Source organism: Kangiella spongicola (assembly GCF_003194565.2).
Taxonomy (GTDB): Bacteria; Pseudomonadota; Gammaproteobacteria; order Enterobacterales; family Kangiellaceae; genus Kangiella; species Kangiella spongicola.
This window is the reverse complement of record NZ_QICH01000003.1, coordinates 384,846-403,854: the sequence shown is the minus strand read 5'-3', so window position 1 is coordinate 403,854 and position 19,009 is coordinate 384,846. Positions and strand designations below refer to the sequence as shown.

Sequence of the window (19,009 nt, the reverse complement as noted above, 5' to 3'; positions counted from 1 at the left end):
GCTATTATAAAGTATTGCCGACTCCAAAATAGAGCCGGCAGATTGCTAGTTAGTGTTTCTCCTTCAACTTACCTTTTGAAAACCAGGCAAACAAAACGGGCAACACAAACAATGTTAAAAATGTGGCTGTTATCAGCCCGCCTACGATAACACTGGCAAGCGGTTTTTGTATCTCTGCTCCAACGCCATTTGATAGCAACATCGGTATTAGGCCTAACGCAGATGTTACTGCTGTCATCAATACCGGTCTAAGCCTGGATACGGCACCATCAAAAGCGGCTTCACTGACAGGTAGGCCATCCTTGATACGCTGATTGATACTTTCAACCATCACTACACCGTTAAGTACCGCGACGCCAAACAGGGTAATAAATCCGACCGAGCTGGGCACTGATAAATACTGCCCTGACAGCCAGAGTGAGAATACCCCACCAATAATGGCTAGAGGTACATTTACCAGAATCAGCATAGCCTGACCAACCGAAGCAAAGGCAAAATAAAGCAACAAGGCGATAAGCGCCAGCGATAATGGCACGACCAGCGACAGACGCTTTTGTGCTCGCTGTTGATTTTCGAATTGTCCACCTATATCCACGGAGTAACCCGTTGGCAAATCAACTTGTTCAGTAATCGCTGCGCGAATATCTGCTACCACGCTGCCCATATCACGCCCTTGCACATTGGCCTGAACGACTACTCTGCGCTGAACATCATCGCGGCGAACCTGCGGCGGGCCGGAAGCAATATTTACAGAGGCTACATCACCAAGGCGAACCCAGGCTCCTGAAGGTGCCTGCAAACGAAGGTCAGCAATAGTTTCGCGATCTTGGCGAAAACGTTCATCCAACCGAACATAGATATCATAACGTTCGTTACCATTGATGATTTGTCCAGCGCTGGCACCGCCAAGCCCATTTCGAACCACTTCCATGACATCCGCTACGTCGAGTCCATAACGAGACAATGCGCGGCGATTGGGCTTTACGACCAATTGAGCTTCACCGACAATTTGCTCCATGGCAACATCACGCGTACCGTCGATCTTTTTGACCACTGCCTCAATTGCCTGCCCTTTTTCAGCCAGCACATCAAGATCTTTACCAAAGAGTTTTATCGCTAGTTGCGCTTTAACCCCCGATAACAGCTCATCCACACGGGTGGCAATTGGTTGTGAAAAATTGAACAGCAATCCGGGATGTTGTTCCAGCTTTTGCTCCATCAGGGATTGAAGTTCATAACGATTATCGGCGCTGGTCCATTCTGGCACTGGCTTAAGACCAATATAGATCTCAATGTTATTCACTGGCTCTGGATCACCGCCAATTTCGGCACGTCCAATGCGTGATAACGCATAGGTGACTTCCGGGAATTCCATCAGCATTGCTTCGAGTTTTGGAGCGACTTCAAGCGCAGTATCCAGGCTGGAGGACGGAGCGAGAGTTACCCGGAGGTTGACCGTTCCTTCTTCGAGTTCAGGCACAAACTCGGTACCCAGACGCGGTATTACTAAAGCTGCCGCAACCACGAGCGTTACAGCAATACCAACGACGACCTTACTGTGGCTCATAGCCCACGACAAACCCTTGCGGTAGAGTTTATCAAGTGGTTTCAAGACGAAACTCTCCCGCGGGCGTATCCCTTTGCGAAACAGGTAGGTGGCTAATGCTGGGACTATGATTAAAGCTACAACCAGCGCGGACAGCATAGACAGCATGATACTGATAGCCATCGGCTGGAACAGTTTGGCTTCGACCCCTTCGAAACTGAATAGCGGCATGAAGACAACTAAAATAATTGCTGTCGCAAAAAATATAGGTCTTGCTACCTCTCTGCCAGCTTCTTGCAAGCGTAAAGCAATCCCATGGCTATCATGAGCTGCATCAACAGGATCTGGATCATCCTGAACCATTGTCTGTCTATCTTTGTCATGGGTGGCATCGGGATGGGTCAAATGTTTGAACATGTTTTCGACCATCACTACAGAGCCATCCACGAGCATGCCAATGGCCACGGCAATACCGCCTAGAGACATTAAGTTTGCCGAAAGACCAAACCACGCCATCACCATCAAAGCAATACCGATGGAAATTGGAATTGAGATCAGTACCAGTAAGGTAGCACGCAAATTCATTAGGAACAGCGCCAAAATGACCACAATGAAGACAAACGCCAGTAACAGAGCATTGACAACGGTATCAACCGCTTGCGTCACCAGATCGGCCTGATCATAGTAAGCCTCGAACTTAACTCCTTCCGGTAACGCCTGATTAATACGCTCGATACGGGCATTAACCCCATCAATGGTGCTTTTGGTATTGGCGCCTAAACGTTTTAATACAATGCCTGAGACGACTTCGCCTAGTGTCTCAACTTTCCCATCCAAAGTTCGGCGTGTCATGGTCACTGCGCCCTGGCGGATTTCGCTACCCAGATTCACTTTGGCTACATCCGATACGGTGATAGTGGTGCCATCCACCGTTTTCAGGGGAACTTGACGGATCTGCTCCAGCCCTTGCTTGCCATGATCGAGCCAGCCGGTACCTCGGATCACCAATTGCTCCTGACCACGGTTCATATACCAGCCGCCAACATTGGTGTTGTTACGCTCCAGAGCCGCCATGATATCGTCCTGGGTCAGATCGTAAGATAACAGCTTTGACGGATTCAGATCGACCTGATACTGACGCACCTCACCGCCGAAAGACAGCACATCAGTCACGCCTTCGGCCGGGATAAGCAACAACTTGACCACCCAGTCATTTAAGCTGCGTAGCTCCATGGCATCGAAACCCGAACCGGGTTCGGCAACCAGTAAATACTGATAGACTTGCCCCAGCCCAGAAGTGTTTGGCCCCATTTCGGGTGTACCAACGCCCTCTGGAATCAGCTCTTTGGCAGCCTGAAGTCGCTCGAATACCAGTTGCCGGGCAAAGTAAATATCAGTGCCTTCCTTAAACACAACAGTAACGCCAGACAAGCCAGTCTTTGAAATAGACCTTACTTCTTCTACATCAGGCAGAGCGTACATGACAGCTTCAATCGGATAGGTTATCAGCTGCTCGACTTCCTCAGCAGCCAAGCCAGGAGCTTCAGTATTGACCGAGACCTGAACGTTGGTAACATCCGGAAATGCATCAAGATTCAGCCTTGGAATAATAAAAAAGGCGCTGACCGTTAGTGTAATGAGCGCAATCGCCACCAGCAAACGGTTAGTGACCGCCCAATCGATAATTCGATTAAACATAGAGTCTCCTTAATGCTTAGTGGTTATGCGGATCAAAACCGCCTTTGGCGATTTGTGAAGCAACAAAAAAGGCACCGTCGGTAACAATACGTGTTCCGGGAACAATGCCGTTAATTTCACGCAACGAACCTAGTGCTCGCTTTAGTTCAACTTCTTGAGAGCGAAACTGCCCTGGACTCTCTTCTACAAAAATTGCCCAGTCTCCATCGGGATTTCGCATCAGTGCTGACTCTGGCACAGCCAATACCGGCTCTTCTGTACGAAAACGGAAGAAGACCTCTGCAAACTGTCCCGGATGCAGCCTATGCTCCAGGTTGTCCACCAATAAGCGCACTGTTCGGGTTCGTGTAACGGGGTTTATGGTATGTGCTTCTTGGGATACCTTGCCTTGAATTCGGATATCACCAGCCACAATGTCAGCCAATGTACCGAGCGGAAGTGATATAGACTGATCTGCTGGAAGGTGTGCTTCGACCCAGAGCTGCTTCTCATTGGCCAGCTTGATCAGAGGAGAACCAGCTTCGACGCGCTGCCCCTGCTCGAAGTCGTCAGATAACACAGAACCATCGGTTTCGGCACGTAGGGTATATTCGCCCAATGCCTTAATATCTTGCGATGCCAGAGACTGCAAATCTGACTCAGCTAACCCATAGGCCTGCAACGTTGCCCGAGCAGCCTCCCAGCTGGTTTTGGCCTGGATATAACGCTGCTCTCCAACGGTTTTGCGACCGAGCTTGCGGACTCTTTCCCATTCAGGCCAAGCGGTGCGATAGTCTGCCTGGGCCTGCGCCACATCCTCACTGAACAGGGTTACCAGTGGCTGACCTTGTTCAACATGAGCGCCCAATGCTACGTGACGACGTAATACAACGGAAGCAACTCGCGGTGACACTATGTAGCTAGTGTATCCATTAGAAAGAACTTCCCCTGGTGCGTAGAACTCATAATCAATACGCTTGGCAGTGAGAGGAGCAACCTGGATATCAGCAATAGTCATTTGGGCAGTATTTAGTGCCGTAGTGGCAGAAGCTTCTTCTTGATGCCCATGTCCATCTTCTTCAGTATTACTTTCGCTGTGTCCAGCCTCATCATGACTTTCATTGTGGGAACTATCGCTAGACTCATGTTCTGTATCACCATGACGCTCATGTTCATCCGTGGCATTTGATGGGTGCTCCTTGTGAGACGCATCATCCTTATGCTCAATAACCTCTTGAGCAGTCTTGCTCTTATCATGTTCGTGCGCCTCACTACTCATTGTTTCTGCAAGCCCTACGCTTGGTGCAGTCATTGCGGCGCTTAGCATCACTATCAATAATCTATTCATGTTCATTGTCCTATCTTTAATTCAGTGGCTTAGTCGCAGTTGGTGCAACAGCTCTGAGCTGGCCGGAGTGCAGCAACACTTCGGTTAACGCAAGTTGTGTGTGCTTTTCGAGTGAGATTCCTGCCAGCAGGCTCTCCGAACGCTGGTTGAGAGCGAGCAGGTAGTCAGTTGTTGATAGATCACCGCTTCGCCACTGGCTTTCCAACAAGTCAGCACTATTTTCAACTCTGCCATGAGCCAGCTCGAGCCAGCGTCGGTATTGCTCGTCATAACGTTTCCAGGCAGCTTGTGCAGCCTGCCAGTCAAACCGTAGATTGCGATAAACGGCCAAGAATCGGGCCTCTGCTTCTAGTGCTGCACGATTAGCCACACGAGTTTCGGCACTGTAGTCATTACGTACATTCAAAGGAATCGAGAAGGTCAGGCCGACAGTATTTTCTCCACCGTCGCGACCAGCATTGACTCCAAAGGTCGGCTCTGCTTTGGCTGCGCGGCGGGTTGCTTCGGCCTCTTCCTTGATGGACTTCCAGCGAGCCTGAGCGCTGGCAACATAGGGATGTTGTAACAACTCCTGGTCAGTAATGGACACTGGCTCCGAAGGCCAGAAATCTTCGGGAATGCCTCCTTTTTCAGGAGTCCACTGTGGCAAAAGTTCGCGCACTCTGCTTTCGGCTTTTTGCAAAGCGACTTCAAGCTCAGCGACCTGTGCCAGCTGTTTTGATAAAGATAGAAAGGTGAGCTCAGCATCAATAGTGCCTATATCCCCTGCTTTTTGGCGCTTTTCAGCCACTTGCAATAATGCATTAAGCTGCTCTTTTTGTGCCTGAGCAATAATGGCGGCTTGATTACTGGCACGCCACTCAACCAATGCTGATAGAGCCTCAGCAGTCTTACTCATAACCTGTTGCTGATACTGGGCTTTGGCTGCTTGTCGGATAAAAGCCGCCTGCTGCTGTTTAGCACCTCGTCTATCCCACCAGTCAACCGTTTGAGAAACACCTACACGGTAGTTATTTTCTTCACCAACCTGTTCCAGCTCAGAAGATAACTCCGGGTTGTAAAGTGGCTGTTCCGCTGCGTCCGCAGTAGCTTCCGAGCCTTGCAGTTGCTCGCGGGCCGCGATGATGTCTGGGTGCTGCTTTATCTGTGATGCCAGCCAGCGCTCCCAATCAACGGGTTGCGCTTGCGCTGAAGCCGACAGCAAATAAATAACGGCACACATCGCATAAGAAACTGATAGTTTCTTCATGAAATTTCCTCACAATTAAAATCAAAGTACATCAGGCACAGCTGGGTTGGCATTTGCACAACGCTATACCTCAGAATAAAAGTTTATTTGTACTGTATTTAACTGATCGGAGGGGGATTATCAGGGAATGCTATATGGGAACTGTAATGGGAAGGGTTGCCTAAAATAGCCCCCTTTTGATAAAGAGAAGCAGAGATATCTTGGCGACCCAGAAAGAAAGGGTGTGATGAGCCATGACAGTGACAACAATGGTGGCAATCAAGCTGGTAGCTTTTGCTCTTTTCTGATTCTAACCAACGCTTGTCATCATCTGGTATTGGAGAGGAGTGAGCTTTTTGATGCTCGTGATCAAAAGTAAGATGCTCAGAACCGGATTGATGAAACTGATGGACGTCCGCCACAGCAACTACCGATTGCAGGGCAATCAATATGGCTAGAGCGAAAGTTAAAAGTTGACGGTTCACGGTAAAAAAGAGTCTCTACTCGTTCTCATAAATGCAGGGCAGTAGACTAGCAGATTATCAGTTAGTTCACAAGAGATAAGTGGATACTAACCAACTATTACACAGCTTTGTGCTTAAAGGCTAGCTTTTAGACTTGGCTACTTCCTGTTTTTTTGCGAGTTTCTCGGGCGATTTCAATTCCTCAACCTCATGCTCTAGCTGAACAACGGAAGTGTTTAGCTCATTGTTTTCTTTGGTTATAGCATCAAGTTGCGCTAGTAGCTCCTCTCTGTCAGTACTGGCTGACTGCACCTGTTCAGTTAACGCTTTTAATGAGTTTTGAAGTTCGCGCTGTGACTTGGCCAACAACCGCTTTTCGGTGATTAGCTCAGCGTTCTGACGGTTCAACTGCGTGAGTTCTGACTGTTGAGAGGCAATGGTTTGCCCCAGCTTTCGCTGCTCTGCTCGCAATCCCGACACTTCTTCAGCGTGCTTGCGCTCTTGTTGATCACGCTGTTCTTTAGCGGATTCGCGGAAGTGGCTCAAGTTGTCATAACTGTGTTGCAGACTCTTCTCCAGATCGATAATTCGTTCATCTTTTTGTCCACAAACGGCTGTAAGTTCTTTCAAGTCACTTTGAATACCTTGCAACTCAGTGTTCAGTTGCTCACTCTCACGGCTGGCAGTATTGAGCTTCGCCTGTAGTGAGTGAATGTTATCACTTAGAGCTTTATTTTGCTCTGTGGCTTGGCTTAACGACTCCTCAAGTCCTGACTTTTCTTGATTCCAAGACTTACGCTCTTTATCAAAGGCTTGCTCCATGTCTTCAATGGTTTTATTCGCTTCAGCGTTGAGCCTGGCAGCAAGCTGGCTTACCAGGTGCCCAATGGCGTCGGAGACTTTGACCTCGGTGAGTGTACCGTTAGTACGGGTCTTTTTAATGTCTTTGAGGTATTTTGAGATGGTGGTTTTGGAGCCAGTGTTACCCAGCTCAGCTCGTATTGCATCAATTGATGGGTTATTTACACCCTGTGAAGTCAATGATTTATATGCTTTTTCAACGTCAAATTGAGAGATGCCTGTGCGCGCCATTTTTTAAGTCTCTGATTATTTTGTAATGTAATACATAATATGTATATACATATTATTACTGTGTCATCTACGTGTCTATAGCTTTCGAAAATTCATTTTAGATAATAGTAGATTATCTATTGTGATGTGCGTTTTTGGGCGATATGATGAGGCAAAGCCGTACATAACACGCAATCATGCCCGATTCTAAAAATACTGATTTAGTCAGCTTTTACGTCAACGCCGCCACTCGAGAACACACGGTACGCAGTTACCGTGCCGCCGTTGAGCACTATGAGCGTCACTGGGGCGGCCTGTTACCTGCAACACCTGATGCGATTGCGCAGTACCTCAGTCACTATGCCGATAAGTTGTCGTCCAGTACCTTAGCACATCGTTTGGCCGTACTCGCTAAATGGCACAATGAGTACGGTTTTCCCGATCCCACGAAAGCTCCCCTGGTTAAACAGGTGATGAAAGGCATACGTCAAACGCATCCGTACCAACCTAAGCAGGCTCGACCGCTTCAGTTAGAAGAGCTCGACACCATTATTCAGTCGTTGGATTCATTGATTACAGAAAGTAAAGATTACTGGCAGCGCTTAAGGCATATCCGAAACAAAGCCATTCTGCTGCTCGGGTTCTGGCGAGCCTTTCGTGCAGATGAACTCACCAACATCTACATTGAGCACGTAATCGTGATCCCCAATAAAGGAATGTCATTGTATTTGCCAAACTCCAAAGGCGATAGAAACAATAAAGGTACGACCTATAAAGTACCGGCTCTGCAAAAACTCTGCCCAGTCACCGCCTATCAGGACTGGATAACAGCTGCTGAATTAACCGAGGGCCCACTGTTTATCGGGATCGATCGCTGGGGGCATTTCAACCAACACAATATGACGCCGAATACCATCATCAATATCGTGCGCGATTGCGCCAGGGATGCAGGGCTTGAGCATCCTGAGAGCTTTAGCAGTCATTCTTTACGCCGAGGATTTGCTTCATGGGCAGACAGTAATGATTGGAGTCTCAAAGATTTAATGGAGTACGTTGGTTGGAAAGATCCCAAAACGGCTCTACGCTACATAGATTCATATAATCGAATTCAGCAACGCTTTATTGAGCCACTCAAGTAGTGCAATACAATAAAACTGGAATGAAGACTACAATGTTCCACAGGCCTCATGAAATATGAATGTTAAGCATTAATTCAATATAGAGTGAACTTGAGCACGAAATGTCTAGGGCGGGTTCATTAAACTGCGCAACATTAAATATTACTATAGGTAAGGTGCAAGGTGTAGCGACTGAGCTAAACAGCTGAACCTTTAAAAGGTAACCAAATGATCAAGCCACCTAATTGGCCATGATATCCGTGGACGTTATTTTATATCTCTATGACAACAATCAATGAAACCGCTTACCCGCGCATTAAACCCAACATGAGTCAGTCTGAATTAGAGTCTGTATATACACCGACACCAGAGGACATGGCCTATATTCGCCAGCATCGCCGGCGCAAATTAGATCAGCTTGCCCTGTTAGTTCATATTAAATTAACTCAGCGCTTAGGGTATTTTCTCAAATCTTCTGACATCCCAAACAAGATTGTTACTCATATTTCTGAGCTGATGAAAATGGGCGACACTCCCAAAAAGTACTTAGCACGCTTTGACAGGGGTGGGAGTCGAACCCGTTTAAAGATTTTAGTGAGGCGGTATCTAAACATTAAGCTTATTGAGAATAATAATACAGCAACATTATTGCTTCATAAGCTTTCATCCGAAGCATCAGAAAAAAAGCATGAGCTCGCTGATGTTATCAATGTAGTTATCGAGGAGCTGGTTAAACAGCGCTATGAATTACCAGGCTTCTCAACTCTGGTTAAACATGCCAAATCAGCTAAAAAGCAGGTCAACGATACCTATTTCAAGCAAACACATAAAAAGCTGAATCATGAGATGACAATTGAGTTGGATAAAATGCTCAATAGCTCTGGAAGAAAAACGCGCTGGGACTCGATTAAACGAGAAGTTAAAAAACCCACGAATAAAGAAGTCAAAAGCTACCTTCAACATTTACAATGGTTACAAGGCCTAGTCGAACGCTTACCAAATATGGAGTTCCTACCGTTAACGAAAAAACACCATTACACTTTAGAAGCTCGTTCACTGGATGCTTTTCACTTAAAAGAAATGAAGCAAGCTAAACGTTACACACTGATGGTGCTATTGATCCAGTCAAAATTAAGTCAATCGTTAGACGATGTGGCGGGTATCTTTAAGCGTAAACTGAATAAGTTGCACCAGTCTGCGGAGACTCGGCTGATGGAATACCACCAGGAGCATACTCAGCGAACGGAAAAGCTCATCAACCAATTTCGTAATGTCTTAAAAACTTATGGTGATAATGAAGCTGACATACAGCCGTCACTGGAAGATATCCGAAACGCCATGAGCGAAGAGCCAGCGATACTATTAGCTGAGTGTGAAGAGCACTTAGCCTATGCTGGAAATAATTATTATCCCTTTATGCTTAAATTGTATAAACCGCAACGTGCCCAGCTTCTGAACTGTTTGGAGCTTTTAGAGTTAGGGTCATCATCTGAAGATAGCTCGATTCTACTGGCGCTAGAAACCATTCTGGAGTATCGAAATACCCACAAGCAGGAACTGGGTCACTATGAGGAGTTTGTCGCGCAGCCCTGGGTGAACGATAAATGGAAGAAGCTGATATTCAACGCAGACACGAAAACGGTCAACCGTAAATACTTTGAGTTGTGTGTTCTGTCTCGGATCAAGAATGAACTCAGCTCAGGTGATTTATTCATTCGTTACAGCCTGGAACATTCAGATTATCGCAAAGAACTAATCAGTTGGGATGAATACGAGCAAGGTTTATCTGAATATACTGACATGCTAGGTTTTTCAAAGGATAGCAAAACCTTTGCAACTGAATTAAAGAAAACTCTCAGCGAATTATCAACTCAGGTGGACGAGCAATTTCAATCCAATGAGTTTCTTGATTTCAATAATGATCAGCTTGTGATTAGAAGACATCAGAATATCCCTGAGCCCCAACAACTCAAGAAGCTTGATGAAGCCTTACGGGACTCTCTTGAGGAAAAGAGCATTGTCGATATTCTGGTAGAATCCGAGCAATGGCTGGACGCCCACAAATTGTTTAAGCCTGTATCTGGATTTGAAAGCAAACTTGATAATCCTCGTAAACGCTTTATATCGACCCTTTTTTGTTATGGCTGCAATCTTGGGCCAACTCAAACAGCTCGCTCAATCAAGACCTTAAGCCGTAAGCAAGTTGCTTGGCTGAATTTAAAGTATGTCACTGAAGAGAAACTTGAAAAAGCTATTGTAAAAACCGTGAATGCTTATAACAAGTTTGAGCTGCCATCCTTCTGGGGATCAGGTAAATCAGCATCAGCTGATGGTACCAAGTGGAACGTGTACGAACAGAACCTATTATCAGAGTATCATATCCGTTATGGGGGGTATGGCGGTATAGGTTATTATCACGTCTCGGACACTTACATAGCTTTATTCAGCCACTTCATTCCGTGTGGCGTTTATGAAGCTATCTACATCCTTGATGGCCTCATTAAGAATGAATCGGACATACAGCCGGATGTGATCCATGGAGACACTCAAGCTCAAAGCACAACCGTTTTTGGCCTGGCTCATTTGCTAGGTATTGACTTGATGCCCCGAATACGAAACATCAAGAAGCTGGTATTTTACAAAGCTGACGGTCGAACCAAGTACAAGCATATAAACCGTTTGTTCCGAGGTAATATCAATTGGTCATTGATTGAACGACACCTGCCCGATATGTTACGTGTGGCACTGTCTATTCAGGCAGGAAAAATATCACCGTCTACAATTTTAAAACGTTTGGGAACTTACAGCCGTAAAAACCGACTGTATTTTGCCTTTCGTGAGTTGGGTAGAGCGATACGAACTATATTCTTACTGAAGTACATTAGCGATGTGGAGCTCAGGCGCACCATTCATTCTGCTACCAATAAAAGTGAAGAGTTCAATAACTTCACCAAGTGGTTGTTCTTTGGGGGTGACGGTATTATTGCGGAAAATGTGCGACATGAACAGCGGAAGGTCATTAAGTATAATCAGCTTGTGGCTAATCTGGTTATTTTGCATAACGTTCAATCCATGACAGAAGTTCTGTCGCAATTGAAACAACGTCAAATGCCAATTTCAGAAGAGGTGTTGAAGTTTCTTTCGCCATATCGAACTGAGCATATTAATCGCTTCGGCGATTACCATCTCGATTTAAGTAAAAAGCGAAAGCCCCTAAACTACAAACTTGACATCATAAAAAGCCAAAGCCCGCAGTAATACGGTTGGACGAGATTTTACATTTTGTTGTATACAGCGTCGGTAAATATATTAAATGGAAAACTTCAAATAGACTTATCTGATAACTTCGCAAAGCAAAATCAACAGTTTGACTTGAATTTTTCTTTTAATTCAAGTGGTTAATTATTTTATTGGTCGATTTGTTACGAATCGTGGCCGTACCTCTTCTTCTATGGGCAGTCTGTAATTCCTAATATTTAGTTCAAGTAGGAAGTTTTTTGTTGCTGGTTTCGAGTGACTTTCTCTGGTAGCGAACTTGAACACTTGATTGGCGAAGCCTGGGTTGGAGTGACGAAAAAAGTAGAAAACTACAGAGTTAGCTATGTCGTAAGGTATCAAACGAACGAAATTAAACAAGGTGTCGGTTCTCGCAACTCTTTGTGGGCGGGCGTTACTGTTTCTATCGATTACTAAACCGATCAATATTTAATGCTTACAACTTGTTAGATTCAGACCACACCCTAAGTTGTTCAAGTATGTTTAGTGCGGAATGACCAAACTCTGTCAGTTCGTAGGTTACAGCAACTGGTCTATCGCTAATGACTTTTCTAATAACCATACCCCTAGACTCGAGCTCTTTTAATCGTTGATCGATCATTTTTTTGCTCGCGCCTCCAAGCATCCGAGTTAAATCGTTAAAACGTACAGGTTCGTCTTTCAAGTGATAGATGATGGAGGCCGTCCACTTACCACCAATTAGACGCATCCCCTTCTCTATTGCACAAGGCTCTGTACAGGCGTTTAAAACTTTCTTCCTGCCCTTATTGTCTGTTTTAACAACACTTTCCATCACTTCACCTCTAAATAATTGCAGGTTACCAAAAGTATACTAATTGATTTACTAGTCTAGGTTACCATAATATACCTAAAGAAAACAATTCACCTAGTATTTTTAATTTAAAGGTAAGCAAAAATGAAGAACGTCTTAATTATTAATGGTCACCAGTACTACCCTTTTTCAGAAGGCAAACTGAACGCGACGTTAGTCGATAAAGCTGTGGCTATGTTAGAAACGAAAGGCTATTCCACTCGTGTCGTTACAATGTCTGAGACTATAAATGTTGAGAAAGAACTAGAAAACCATACGTGGGCAGATGCAGTAGTGTTTCAGTCGCCTGTTAACTGGATGGGCGTCAGCTGGTCGTTCAAAAAATATATGGACGAAGTCTATACGGCAGGTATGGGCGGTGCTTTATGTGTGGGTGATGGTCGAACGGAAGATGCACCTAAAAAGAACTATGGTATGGGCGGAGCTTTAACCAATACGAAGTACATGATGTCTTTAACTTTAAATGCTCCGGAAGAGGCATTTAATGATAGCAGTGAGTTTTTCAACGGTAAGTCTATTGATGATTTAATGTTCCCGATGCACATGAACTTCAAGTTCTTCGGTATGCAGCCATTACCAACGTTTGCTGCCTTTGACGTTATGAAAAATGCCGACGTTGAAAACGACTTTAAACGCTTTGAAGCTCACATCAATGAGCATTTTAAAGGAGCCGCTTAATGAGTATCGAGTACACCAATAAATTACACGCTGGAGCAGACTTTCCAGAAATCAAAGCAACCCTTCTTAATGGTGAGGTTAAAACACTAGCAACGCCAGAAAATGGTTTAGATTGGAAAATGATAGTGATTTATCGTGGTAGGCATTGTCCATTATGTACTCGATACCTTAACCATCTACAAGGCATGAAAGACACCCTAGCACAAACGGGTGTTGATTTAATTGCTGTTTCTGGTGATAGCAAGGCACAACTTGAAAGCCATTTACAGCAATTAGACGTGGACTTTCCTATCGCTTATGGATTGACCCTTGAGCAAATGAAAGAGCTTGGTCTTTTTATCTCTGATCCTAGGTCTCCTCAAGAAACTGACCATCCGTTCGCTGAGCCAGGCTTATTTGTTGTAAATAGCCAAGGGAAGGTACAGGTTGCTGATATTTCCAACAACCCCTTTGTTCGACCAGAGCTGAAATCTCTAGTTAACGGACTGGCTTGGATACGTAACCCGGAAAACAATTATCCAATTCGTGGTACGCATAAATAGGAAAGATGTATACGGATATTTATTCTATGGTAGGATTCAGTTTCCTTTTTAAAAGTACAGTCTTAAGACTTAACAATAAATGCTCGATACCACTCTACTCTTACTCTTTATTCCAACCTTTCTGGTGATATCTGCTACACCTGGAATGTGTATGACTTTGGCGCTGACGCTGGGCATGAGCATTGGTGTCCGTCGAACCATGTATATGATGTGGGGAGAATTAATTGGTGTTGCCTTGGTTTCGGTGCTAGCTGTTGTTGGTGTGGCCAGCATCATGCTGAATTATCCCTCTGCATTCCTAGTTTTAAAGTATGCTGGCGGTGCTTACCTTGTTTACCTGGGCATTCAAATGTGGCGTTCTCGCGGTAAAATGGCCATAAATCTTGATGATCACTGTCCTAATTCTGTTTCTGGCAAGCAATTGGCGATGCAAGGCTTTGTAACAGCAATCGCCAACCCAAAAGGTTGGGCTTTTACCGTATCTTTATTACCTTCATTTATAAACCCTACTCTAGCTATGCCACCACAATTGTCCGCCCTTGTGGTAATTATTTTGTTGAGTGAATTTATGTTTTTGATGATTTACGCTACTGGCGGAAAGACTTTAAGGCGTCTGTTACAACGCAGTAATAATGTCCGGCTAATAAATCGACTTTCTGGAAGCTTAATGATCGCCGTTGGTATCTGGTTGGCTTTAGGTTAAGAGTTTTTTTGGTATCAAATAATACTATTACCAGTTTTGCACTTAGTTATACAGCTACTTTTCTGCTCACAAATAAAAAAGGGCAAATTAATGCCCTTCTTCTTTATTTATTCTAGCTTGTATAGCTACTTCCCTTTAATTAAATGCATAACTGCAGAAATAACTAATAGTACTAGAAAAATATAAAAAATAATTTTTGCAATTCCTGCTGCTGAACCAGCAATACCACCAAATCCTAATGCCGCAGCAACTAATGCGATAATTAAAAATATTAAGGCATAACGTAACATGAGTATCTCCTATACATTTAATATTGATGTGTGGTTACTCGCTTGCTTAAAAACCACGATATCTAAATTAGCGGCCCAAAACAAATAATTGGCTGTAAAGAAATGTTAAATAGAAAAAACTTATTTCATTACTCAGGAGCTGCACAGAGGCTATTTAAAGACGTTACTGAAGCTATAAGTAGAGAGTGAAGAGCGCTTGGTTGTGTACATTCAAGGTCAATTAAAAGAAGATGGCTAAGACACTAGTACTTGTATGCTTTCAGACTTATTAGACAACTAATAGCCGCGCACACCGTTGATATAAAAAAATAGGTACTTCAATAAATAGCCTGCCCTACCTTTTTATGTCCAACTATTACAAATTTAATCTTTTTGAATTAACAAGCCGTACAAGCAATTGCTCATTTATATCAAGTCTTCGACTATAAAAGCTACCTAATAAAAGTACCATTATTAAAGTCTTCGAAGGCTTGTTTAATTTCTTCTTCTGAGTTCATCACAAACGGCCCATAGCCTACAACGGGGTCATCAATCGGTTCGCCGGTTAAGAGTAGTAACTTCACATCATCATTTGCTTCTATCTTTACGGTTTGTCCTTCGCGATGAAATACCGCAACTTGGCCTTGGCGTAAAATGTCTGAGTCGTTAATTTGAACTGAACCTGAGCGACTTAGAATGAGACAGTTATGCCCTTCTGGTATCTTGAATTCATAATCGCCTGTTGAGAGCATGAGATCCCACATATTGATCGGGCTGTGTACCTTAGCTGGCCCTTCAACACCGTCATAAATTCCAGCAATTACACTTAGTTTACTGTTATTGTCTAGCTCAACCGATGGGATATCGGCTCGGACAATTCCCTGGTAGCCTGGCTTGGTCATTTTATCTTTCTTAGGTAAATTAACCCATAGCTGCACCATTTCCATACTGCCGCCAGTTTTCGCAAAGTTCTCAGAATGATACTCTTCATGAATCACACCAGATCCCGCCGTCATCCACTGCACATCACCAGGGCCAATGGTTCCACCGGCTCCAGTGGAGTCTTTATGCGATATTTCACCTTCATAAGCTATAGTAACTGTTTCAAATCCTTATGCGGATGCTTCCCTACTCCTCTTCTTTTATCGGTTGGAGAAAACTCGCGAGGCTCAGCATAGTCTAGTAATAGGAATGGGCTGAGTAGCTCACTATAATTTTGATAAGAAAAGAGTGATTGGACGGCGAAACCATCGCCTACCCAATGCATTTCTCTACCTCTATGTATCGTTTGGACTTTTTTCATACTATTTTCTATAACGAATCTTAATCTTCTTTATAATTTTGGCGTCTCACCGGGCTCTGTTGTAAAAAGATCACTCCATTCTGGATGTCGTGCATACTGCGCTCTGACGAAGGGACAAATCGGAATTATTTTAAAGTTTTCTTTTTTAGCATCTTCAAGCATGAAGTTAAGTAATGCCTTTGCTATGCCCTGCCCTGACATACTTTCTGGAACACCCGTATGATCAGCGCTAATTACCTGTTCGTCTCGTATGGTAAAAGTGATTTCTCCTTCGCCTTCGCGACTATCGATACGGGCAACGTATCGGCCACCTTTATCACCATTTAGCTCTTTAGAAATTTTTATATCAGACATAATTAGCGAGTGTTGAATTGGTTTACACCTATCTTTCCATAAGATTTGGCGACTTGCAATGTAGCTCAATTAGCGACTTGGGGTTAGTTAATGTTGTTGCAATAATAGCTAACCCGGACGATGAATGCAGAGCCCGAGGCTGGTTATTGAGCTGATGCTATAAAGGTTCGGGTTTTACCGCTTTAATATGAACTCGATCCTTGCCTGAGTAACGATCGCCTTTGACCTGTTCCATTAGTCGCTCTTTGTCTCTTTGGCGGATATCGTTGATATGATCAAGCGCCTCGTTCTCATCCACACCAACCCCGATCAATACTTGTTTGCTTAGCTCTAATGCTGAGTCAAAAGTTTCTCTTACTGAAAAGCTAATGTCTTTTGAGTAAAGTTCGATAGAGTGAATGCGATCATAAGAGCGTGCAAAAATCTTCGCATTTGGGTTTGAAGCCTGGATCTTTTTAATAATATGGTTTGTGGTAGACGGCTCATCGGTACAGATAATTACTGCACTAAAGCGTGAGATGCCAGCGGCTTTAAGAATATCTCGCCTTCTGCCATCGCCAAAGTGAATTCTAAAACCGAACGTAGCGGCATCTCTTACGCGATCCGCGTCATTATCTAGAATAGTAATATCGTAGCCTTTAGAAAATAATGGCTGCGATACGACTTGTCCAAATCGGCCAAAACCTATAATCAGAACTTCGCCTTTTGTGTCGTTAAAGTCCTCGTCGATAATATCTTCGGGAGCTTTAGATAGAGCCAGTGGTGCTAACTTTTCAAACAGTGGTGAAATTGCCATAGAGACTGAAACAATGGCGATTAAAATTGATGAAAGCTCTGAGTCAAACACGCCAGCAACAACGGCCGCGCCGAAAAGGACAAAGCCAAACTCGCCTAGTTGAGCCAGTCCGAAAGAGGTTCGAACGCTGTTATTGTGAGCATTGCCGAAAAGTCTGGCAATTGTGTAAATTGTTATAGCTTTTACTAGCATCACAGCAGGTGCTGCCAACAAAATGATGGGCCAGTTTTGTACAACTATTTGTAAGTCTAGCGATAAACCAACAGCAATAAAGAACAAGCCTAGGAAAAGGCCGCGGAAAGGTTCAATGTTGGCTTCTACTTCGTGTCGATAGGAAGACTCAGCCAGCATCACGCCCGCAATAAAGGATCCCATTGCATAGGACATACCCACCGCATCCATTAGCATGGCCGCGAAAATAACCACGCCAAGGGCGCTAGCGGTCATGATTTCTTGAGTTCGGGTTTTAGCTAGAAGTTTAAAAAGTGGGTCCAACAAATATTTTCCAACGAGGATTAGAATACCTATGGCACTAATTGCCATGCCTAAATTGATTAAGCTTTGCTGGGTATCGATGCTTTCGCCTGAAGGTGAAAGCAACGTCACTATCAGGAGTAATGGGACAATAGCGAGGTCTTGAAACAGTAAAATACTAAAAGATTTCTTGCCATGAGCCGTGTTTTTCTCACCACTCTCTTCCAGTTGACTCATAACAATAGCTGTTGAGGATAGCGCCATACCGAGTCCAATAACGAGCGATACAGGAACGCTATAGCCAAGCGCTAAAGAAGCACCGCCAATCACGAAGCCACAGCCAAGCACCTGGAATAGACCTAAACCAAAAATATCCTTGCGCATATTCCATAGCTCTGAGGGTTTTAGTTCTAGTCCAATGACGAATAAAAAGAGCACCACACCGAACTCTGAAAAATGCAGCAACTCTTCGGGGTGTTCAGCAAACTTGCCGGAGAACAGCAGGTTGACCGTAATCCCTGAGACTAAAAAGCCGAGAATTGCACCAAGTCCAATACGCTTAAATACTGGCACAAACAGGCATGACACTACGATAAGCAGTAGTGCTTGGAGAAACATTAACTCCATATGATTAAAGTTTAATTCCACGCGTCCCTCTTTAATGATTGTTTAATCGTTCTAACTTACTGGCTATTAAAAGCTTTCAGCCCTATCTCACACCAACACCTTAACTATCGTGTGGGACTAGAGTGCGGCTAAAAACTCACTGACTAAGTTTTTTACTTTTGCTCTGGTTTCATCATCCAGGCGCCCGCTTTCTTTGTCAAAATGCTCATAAAATGAGGGCACGCTCAGAGTGTTTTTAATATCAGCGCCCCACCACGGCATGATGGACGATAAATGTTCGAGGTTGTTCATACCGCCTCTTTTGCCAGGAGATGTACTTAATAAACAAAGAGGTTTGTCATGGAAAACTTTGTTCTTCCCAAGATCTGGGTAACGAGAGCACCAGTCAACAAGATTTTTGAAAGCCGCGGGCATTGAGCTATTGTGCTCGGGAGTAGCGAGAATGATTGCATCACTATCTTGTACGTGCTGTAAAAATTCTAGCGCCGCAGCTGGGTATGGTTGGCCATCGCCTTCCAAGTCCTGACTAAATACAGGAAGGTCAAAGTCGGCCATAGTTTTAAAAGTGAAGTCGTTGCCGTTTAGATGCTGCACACATTCTTTAAGTAATATTTTGTTGATAGATTTGCTGCTGTTGCTGGCACAAAATGCGAAAACCTTCATCGAATCCCCTATTTATTGTTCTATTTATGGCATATATTTT

Annotated in this window: 16 protein-coding genes and 1 pseudogene; 6 read left to right on the top strand and 11 right to left on the bottom strand. The window is 44.3% G+C overall.

The genetic code is table 11. The features are described 5' to 3' along the window. Window positions 1-49 precede the first annotated feature (49 nt). The 5 genes from DL796_RS10655 to DL796_RS10635 all read right to left on the bottom strand — a co-directional run bounded on the left by DL796_RS10655 (window position 50) and on the right by DL796_RS10635 (window position 7,355). Window positions 50-3,244 (bottom strand): efflux RND transporter permease subunit, encoded by a 3,195-nt coding sequence (locus DL796_RS10655; protein ID WP_110201688.1) that lies wholly within the window; start codon window positions 3,242-3,244, stop codon window positions 50-52. A 16-nt stretch (window positions 3,245-3,260) separates the two neighbouring features. Next, on the bottom strand, window positions 3,261-4,571 hold the full coding sequence (locus DL796_RS10650) for an efflux RND transporter periplasmic adaptor subunit (protein ID WP_110201822.1): 1,311 nt from the start codon (window positions 4,569-4,571) through the stop codon (window positions 3,261-3,263). A gap of 16 nt (window positions 4,572-4,587) precedes the next feature. Continuing rightward, entirely contained in the window at window positions 4,588-5,820 is a 1,233-nt protein-coding gene (locus DL796_RS10645; RefSeq protein ID WP_110201687.1) for a TolC family protein, read from the bottom strand. A gap of 98 nt (window positions 5,821-5,918) precedes the next feature. Next, the gene (locus DL796_RS10640; RefSeq protein ID WP_012801194.1) at window positions 5,919-6,284 is read right to left on the bottom strand and encodes a hypothetical protein; all 366 of its coding nucleotides are present in this window, start codon (window positions 6,282-6,284) and stop codon (window positions 5,919-5,921) included. A gap of 120 nt (window positions 6,285-6,404) precedes the next feature. Further along, complete coding sequence (locus DL796_RS10635; protein WP_018624881.1) at window positions 6,405-7,355, bottom strand: DNA-binding protein; 951 nt, start codon at window positions 7,353-7,355, stop codon at window positions 6,405-6,407. Between the two features lie 176 nt (window positions 7,356-7,531). Between DL796_RS10635 and DL796_RS10630 the strand changes: the two genes are divergently transcribed. The 3 genes from DL796_RS10630 (at window position 7,532) to DL796_RS10620 (ending at window position 12,145) form a co-directional block, all read left to right on the top strand. Beyond that, the gene (locus DL796_RS10630) at window positions 7,532-8,473 is read left to right on the top strand and encodes a site-specific integrase (protein ID WP_018624882.1); all 942 of its coding nucleotides are present in this window, start codon (window positions 7,532-7,534) and stop codon (window positions 8,471-8,473) included. Window positions 8,474-8,734: 261 nt separating this feature from the next. After that, complete coding sequence (locus DL796_RS10625) at window positions 8,735-11,710, top strand: Tn3 family transposase (protein WP_110201686.1); 2,976 nt, start codon at window positions 8,735-8,737, stop codon at window positions 11,708-11,710. A 255-nt stretch (window positions 11,711-11,965) separates the two neighbouring features. After that, the gene (locus DL796_RS10620) at window positions 11,966-12,145 is read left to right on the top strand and encodes a DUF2219 family protein (RefSeq protein ID WP_110201685.1); all 180 of its coding nucleotides are present in this window, start codon (window positions 11,966-11,968) and stop codon (window positions 12,143-12,145) included. A 19-nt stretch (window positions 12,146-12,164) separates the two neighbouring features. Here DL796_RS10620 and DL796_RS10615 read toward each other — a convergent pair whose 3' ends face one another. Beyond that, window positions 12,165-12,521 (bottom strand): winged helix-turn-helix transcriptional regulator, encoded by a 357-nt coding sequence (locus DL796_RS10615; RefSeq protein ID WP_110201684.1) that lies wholly within the window; start codon window positions 12,519-12,521, stop codon window positions 12,165-12,167. A 123-nt stretch (window positions 12,522-12,644) separates the two neighbouring features. On the opposite strand from DL796_RS10615, the gene DL796_RS10610 reads away from it, so the two are divergent. The 3 genes from DL796_RS10610 to DL796_RS10600 all read left to right on the top strand — a co-directional run bounded on the left by DL796_RS10610 (window position 12,645) and on the right by DL796_RS10600 (window position 14,483). Beyond that, window positions 12,645-13,238, top strand: coding sequence for an NAD(P)H-dependent oxidoreductase (locus tag DL796_RS10610; RefSeq protein ID WP_110201683.1), 594 nt, complete (start codon window positions 12,645-12,647; stop codon window positions 13,236-13,238). Next, the gene (locus DL796_RS10605) at window positions 13,238-13,780 is read left to right on the top strand and encodes a redoxin domain-containing protein (protein WP_110201682.1); all 543 of its coding nucleotides are present in this window, start codon (window positions 13,238-13,240) and stop codon (window positions 13,778-13,780) included. Before DL796_RS10610 ends, DL796_RS10605 begins: the two co-directional genes overlap by 1 nt. Before the next feature lie 79 nt (window positions 13,781-13,859). Then, the gene (locus DL796_RS10600; RefSeq protein ID WP_110201681.1) at window positions 13,860-14,483 is read left to right on the top strand and encodes a LysE family translocator; all 624 of its coding nucleotides are present in this window, start codon (window positions 13,860-13,862) and stop codon (window positions 14,481-14,483) included. A gap of 125 nt (window positions 14,484-14,608) precedes the next feature. On the opposite strand, the gene DL796_RS10595 is transcribed toward DL796_RS10600, so the two are convergent. The 5 genes and pseudogenes from DL796_RS10595 to DL796_RS10575 all read right to left on the bottom strand — a co-directional run bounded on the left by DL796_RS10595 (window position 14,609) and on the right by DL796_RS10575 (window position 18,969). Then, window positions 14,609-14,773, bottom strand: coding sequence for a DUF1328 domain-containing protein (locus DL796_RS10595; RefSeq protein ID WP_110201680.1), 165 nt, complete (start codon window positions 14,771-14,773; stop codon window positions 14,609-14,611). Window positions 14,774-15,204: 431 nt separating this feature from the next. Continuing rightward, window positions 15,205-16,055: pseudogene (locus DL796_RS11840) on the bottom strand (pirin family protein). A 30-nt stretch (window positions 16,056-16,085) separates the two neighbouring features. Further along, complete coding sequence (locus DL796_RS10585) at window positions 16,086-16,409, bottom strand: GNAT family N-acetyltransferase (RefSeq protein WP_110201679.1); 324 nt, start codon at window positions 16,407-16,409, stop codon at window positions 16,086-16,088. Window positions 16,410-16,566: 157 nt separating this feature from the next. Further along, window positions 16,567-18,327: a cation:proton antiporter domain-containing protein gene (locus DL796_RS10580; RefSeq protein WP_196597999.1), complete on the bottom strand. Its 1,761-nt coding sequence runs from the start codon at window positions 18,325-18,327 to the stop codon at window positions 16,567-16,569. Between the two features lie 96 nt (window positions 18,328-18,423). After that, window positions 18,424-18,969, bottom strand: coding sequence for an NADPH-dependent FMN reductase (locus tag DL796_RS10575; protein WP_110201678.1), 546 nt, complete (start codon window positions 18,967-18,969; stop codon window positions 18,424-18,426). Window positions 18,970-19,009 lie beyond the last annotated feature (40 nt).

Coding starts and splice junctions, on each gene's coding strand:
- DL796_RS10600 (WP_110201681.1), top strand. CDS start 13,860: ATGCTCGATACCACTCTACTCTTACTCTTTATTCCAACCTTTCTGGTG.
- DL796_RS10650 (WP_110201822.1), bottom strand. CDS start 4,571: ATGAATAGATTATTGATAGTGATGCTAAGCGCCGCAATGACTGCACCA.
- DL796_RS10630 (WP_018624882.1), top strand. CDS start 7,532: ATGCCCGATTCTAAAAATACTGATTTAGTCAGCTTTTACGTCAACGCC.
- DL796_RS10655 (WP_110201688.1), bottom strand. CDS start 3,244: ATGTTTAATCGAATTATCGATTGGGCGGTCACTAACCGTTTGCTGGTG.
- DL796_RS10645 (WP_110201687.1), bottom strand. CDS start 5,820: ATGAAGAAACTATCAGTTTCTTATGCGATGTGTGCCGTTATTTATTTG.
- DL796_RS10625 (WP_110201686.1), top strand. CDS start 8,735: ATGACAACAATCAATGAAACCGCTTACCCGCGCATTAAACCCAACATG.
- DL796_RS10605 (WP_110201682.1), top strand. CDS start 13,238: ATGAGTATCGAGTACACCAATAAATTACACGCTGGAGCAGACTTTCCA.
- DL796_RS10610 (WP_110201683.1), top strand. CDS start 12,645: ATGAAGAACGTCTTAATTATTAATGGTCACCAGTACTACCCTTTTTCA.
- DL796_RS10585 (WP_110201679.1), bottom strand. CDS start 16,409: ATGTCTGATATAAAAATTTCTAAAGAGCTAAATGGTGATAAAGGTGGC.
- DL796_RS10575 (WP_110201678.1), bottom strand. CDS start 18,969: ATGAAGGTTTTCGCATTTTGTGCCAGCAACAGCAGCAAATCTATCAAC.
- DL796_RS10595 (WP_110201680.1), bottom strand. CDS start 14,773: ATGTTACGTTATGCCTTAATATTTTTAATTATCGCATTAGTTGCTGCG.
- DL796_RS10615 (WP_110201684.1), bottom strand. CDS start 12,521: ATGGAAAGTGTTGTTAAAACAGACAATAAGGGCAGGAAGAAAGTTTTA.
- DL796_RS10635 (WP_018624881.1), bottom strand. CDS start 7,355: ATGGCGCGCACAGGCATCTCTCAATTTGACGTTGAAAAAGCATATAAA.